1 protein-coding gene and 2 pseudogenes are annotated in these 4096 nt (G+C 46.9%); 2 read left to right on the forward strand and 1 reads right to left on the reverse strand.

What is annotated here, in order from left to right; all coding sequences use genetic code 11:
• Positions 1-127, forward strand: a pseudogene (locus CTN07_RS22090) (IS91-like element ISPda2 family transposase); the annotation flags it as partial.
• Between the two features lie 46 nt (positions 128-173).
• Here the strand turns inward: CTN07_RS22090 and CTN07_RS22095 are convergent.
• Positions 174-815 (reverse strand): recombinase family protein, encoded by a 642-nt coding sequence (locus CTN07_RS22095; protein WP_005306727.1) that lies wholly within the window; start codon positions 813-815, stop codon positions 174-176.
• Positions 816-964: 149 nt separating this feature from the next.
• On the opposite strand from CTN07_RS22095, the pseudogene CTN07_RS22100 reads away from it, so the two are divergent.
• Positions 965-3946: pseudogene (locus CTN07_RS22100) on the forward strand (Tn3 family transposase).
• Positions 3947-4096: the final 150 nt, after the last annotated feature.

Consider the following 4096-nt stretch of genomic DNA (forward strand, 5'->3'; position numbering starts at 1 on the left):
GACAGAAAAATGGATAGCGAAGCAGCTATCCATCTTGCCCAAATGTGAATATCAACACATGACCTTAACGATGCCCGATAAGTTATGGCCCATATTCCGACTTAATCCATGGTTAATCAATCTGTTAGGGGTCAGTTTGGATATCGAAAATTATTGTACGTTAAGGCTATTTTTTAACCAGAAGTAGGTTCTCTATAAAGAGCCTGAATGCGGCAAACTTGAGAAGTACTGTAACCCGTTGCATCTGCAGTTTCACGAATGCTAAGCTTTTTTACCAGCCGGTAGTACATCACTTTCTCATGTCGTTCCTGATCTGCCTGTTTTCCCCTATATTTCCCCAATGAATGAGCTCGTTCTATTCCTTGTTTTTGCCGCTGACGGCGGCTCAGCCAGTCCTTATGTGACATTGTGGCCATTAGGTCAATAAGCATATTATTGATAGCCGTTATCACGGCATGGGTAATCGGATCTGTTTGTGATGGGTCTTTATCTAATAGAGCTTGCCATGAGGTGGGAACATCCAAGCTGACAATCCTCAGTTCATGTTGTTCTATCTGCCTTTTCAACGTCGTCCAGTCACTGTTACTGAGGCGAGTCAAGCGATCTATCTGCTCTACCAATAGAATATCATTGCGATGGCTATCCATTAGTAAGCGACCTAATTCTGGACGGTCCAGTTTTGTGCCACTGATGTTTTCCCTGTAGTAACTGGCAATTTTATGTCCCCGTTCTTGAGCAAACTGATCCAGCATCTCTTTTGCTCGGTCGGCAAACTGATCTTCAGTCGATGCCCTTAAATAAGCTCTGATGAACATTTTTCACCTCGCTATCGCATTTAGATTATTGCATTTATCTTATCGCATATAAGTTATGTCATTCATTGCGTTTCATCACATTTAGGGTATTGCATAAGGGTGTACCCTTATGCAATACCTGGTTTTGTTAAAATTACGAAGGAAACTATATGGCAAGGAGACAGATTCTTTCTCTGTCGGAAAGAGAATCATTACTGGCATTACCAGACGATGAGTTAGCACTGACCCGAATGGCCTATTTCAGTGAGCATGATATGGCACTTATCAGTGCTCACCGTAAACCCGTTAGCCGTTTTGGTTTTGCCGTCCTTCTTTGCTATCTGAAAAATGTCGGCTTTGCTCCGGATAAAAAAATCGCACTCTCTGATGCGCTGCTAAAGCATATCGCCAGCAGGCTAAGGCTTACTTGGGATCTCTGGCCAGCTTACCTTTCCGGCAGGGATACAACACGGCGTGAGCATTTAACCGAACTGTACCGCTATCTTGGCGTAAAGGCGTTCACCGGCAAAATACAGCAAGACTGTATTAAACACCTGCTACCGATGGCGACGCGTACCGATAAAGGTATTCTCCTAGCCGAAGAGTTACTAATTTATCTCCGGTAGAACAACGTGATAATCCCCTCGATTGATGTCGTGGAGCGTACTTGTGCTGAGGCCATGGCAGGCGGCGATAAAATCGTATTTCAGACTCTGAATGCCCTGTTAACTCCTGCTCACAGGGATGCCATGGATCGTTTACTTGAGTCATCAGATAATCAGTCCTCTAAGCTGACATGGCTTCTGCAACCGCCTGGTAAAATCAATGGTAAGAACGTGCTGCAACATCTTGATCGGCTCAGTCACCTTGAATCACTGGCATTACCGGAAGGTATAGATCGTGCCATTCACCAGAACCGGTTGCTGAAACTAGCGCGTGAAGGCCGAAAGATGAGTAGCCGGGATTTGACCCGATTCTCAGCAGCCCGCCGTCATGCGGTCTTGGTGTGCGTGCTGGAAGAAGCCAGAGCTACACTGACAGACGAAGTGATTGAGCTACATGAGCGAATGCTGAACAGCCTTTTCAGCAAAGCCAAAAGAACACAGGCTGAACGCCTTCAGCAGACCGGAAAGCTGATCCAATCAAAACTGAGGCAGTACATCGATGTCGGTCAGGCGCTGTCTGATGCTCGCGATTCTGGTGGCGATCCATGGGTCGCAATAGAAAACAGACTTCCATGGCCTGAATTTGTCGCTAGTCTAGAGGAAACACGCCATCTTGCCAGAAAAAATAATTTTGACCCGCTACATATTATTACTGAGAAATACAGCACATTACGGAAATATGCCCCACGCATGTTATCTGCTTTACAGTTAGTCGCAACCCCAGCAGCGCAACCTCTGGCTGATGCGCTGATTGTGATCAAGGATATGTATCGGAAGCAGTCACGTAAAGTTCCGACGACTGTGCCGCTTGAGTTTGTCCCTGAAAGCTGGCGCAAGGTGGTGATTACACCTGCGGGTATTGATAGGCAGTATTATGAATTTTGTGCACTCAGCGAGCTTAAGGGAGCGTTGCGCTCAGGGGACATCTGGGTTAAAGGCTCACGCCGCTACAAAAATTTTGATGATTACCTTATTCCCGAAAAGGACTTTGCCAAACTCACGCCTGCGCTGCCCATATCTGTAGATTACCATGAGTACATTACCAGCCGTATGACTCTGCTTCAATCTAGACTTGAAGAGGTCAATGGCGTGGCAGCCCTTGGTGAACTGCCCGATGTAGAAATTTCCGACAAAGGCGTAAAAGTCTCTCCGCTGGATAACTGCGTTCCAGCGCAGGTTTCACCGCTTGCAGAGCTGGTTTACAGCATGCTACCGCGACCTAAAATCACGGAAATTCTCGATGAGGTAAACAGCTGGACGACGTTTACCCAACATTTTTCACATATAAAAAATGACATTACCCGTCCCGATACCCGCCTGCTTCTTACCACTATTCTTGCAGATGGAATCAATCTTGGCCTAACCAAAATGGCAGAAGCCTGCCCCGGTAGCACCAAATCATCACTCGAAGATATTCAGGCATGGTACATCCGTGATGAAACCTATTCAGCAGCTCTTGCAGAGCTGGTAAATGCGCAGAGGAAAAGACCACTTTCGGCATTTTGGGGAGACGGGACAACATCATCATCGGATGGACAGAATTTCAGAACAGGTAGCTCAGGCCGCTACGCGGGGCAGGTTAACCCGAAATATGGGCAGGAGCCTGGACGTCAGTTTTATACCCATATTTCGGATCAATACAGTCCGTTTTACACCTGCATAATCAGTCGGGTCAGAGATTCAACCCACGTTCTCGATGGTTTGCTGTATCACGAAAGCGACCTGGAAATCAGGGAGCATTACACCGATACTGCGGGTTTCACCGATCATGTCTTTGCCCTGATGCATCTGCTGGGATTTGCATTCTGTCCGCGAATTAGGGATCTCCACGACAAGAAGCTATTTATCAAAGAGAAAGCGGACCAATACCCAGCACTTCAATCACAGATATCAACAACCAACCTGAATCTGAAAGAGATCGAAATTCACTGGCATGAAGTGCTGCGTCTGGCAACCTCGATAAAGCAGGGAACCGTAACAGCATCCCTGATGCTGAAAAAGCTAGCCAGCTACCCCAAGCAAAACGGACTTGCCAAAGCATTGAGGGAAATTGGCCGTATTGAACGAACGTTGTTTATGCTCGATTGGTTCCGCGATCCGGCACTTCGTAGGCGGGTACAGGCGGGACTGAATAAAGGAGAAGCTCGTAACGCGCTGGCGCGCGCGGTATTCCTGCACCGGCTAGGTGAAATCAGGGACAGAAAACCGGAAAATCAGAGCTATCGCGCCAGTGGACTGACGTTGCTGACGGCTGCTATATCGCTGTGGAATACCGTCTATATGGAAAGAGCTATTGATGCTCTGAAGCGTAAAGGGGTAAAGATCAACGAGCAGCTGCTGTCGCATTTATCCCCGCTAGGCTGGGAACACATCAATCTGACGGGCGATTATATATGGAAAAGCAATAGGATACCGGCTTCTGGTAAGTTTCGTCGGCTGAGACCAGCTAAAGTTGCAAGGTCAAAAAATAACCTTAACGTACAATAATTTTCGATATCCAAACTGACCCCGGAATGGCATCGATACCTTGTACTGAACCGTTATTGAGAATAATGGCATCACGAATTTTGCTCGTCCAAAGACCGCGCTGCTCCAGATCGCTTACCAGATATTTGTTAATGATGATGAACTCACCCG

The sequence above is a fragment of the Photobacterium damselae genome (assembly GCF_003026815.1).
Taxonomy (GTDB): Bacteria; Pseudomonadota; Gammaproteobacteria; order Enterobacterales; family Vibrionaceae; genus Photobacterium; species Photobacterium damselae.

Bases quoted from the DNA above. Each gene is read 5' to 3' on its own strand.
- CTN07_RS22095 (WP_005306727.1), bottom strand. From the start codon at position 815: ATGTTCATCAGAGCTTATTTAAGGGCATCGACTGAAGATCAGTTTGCC.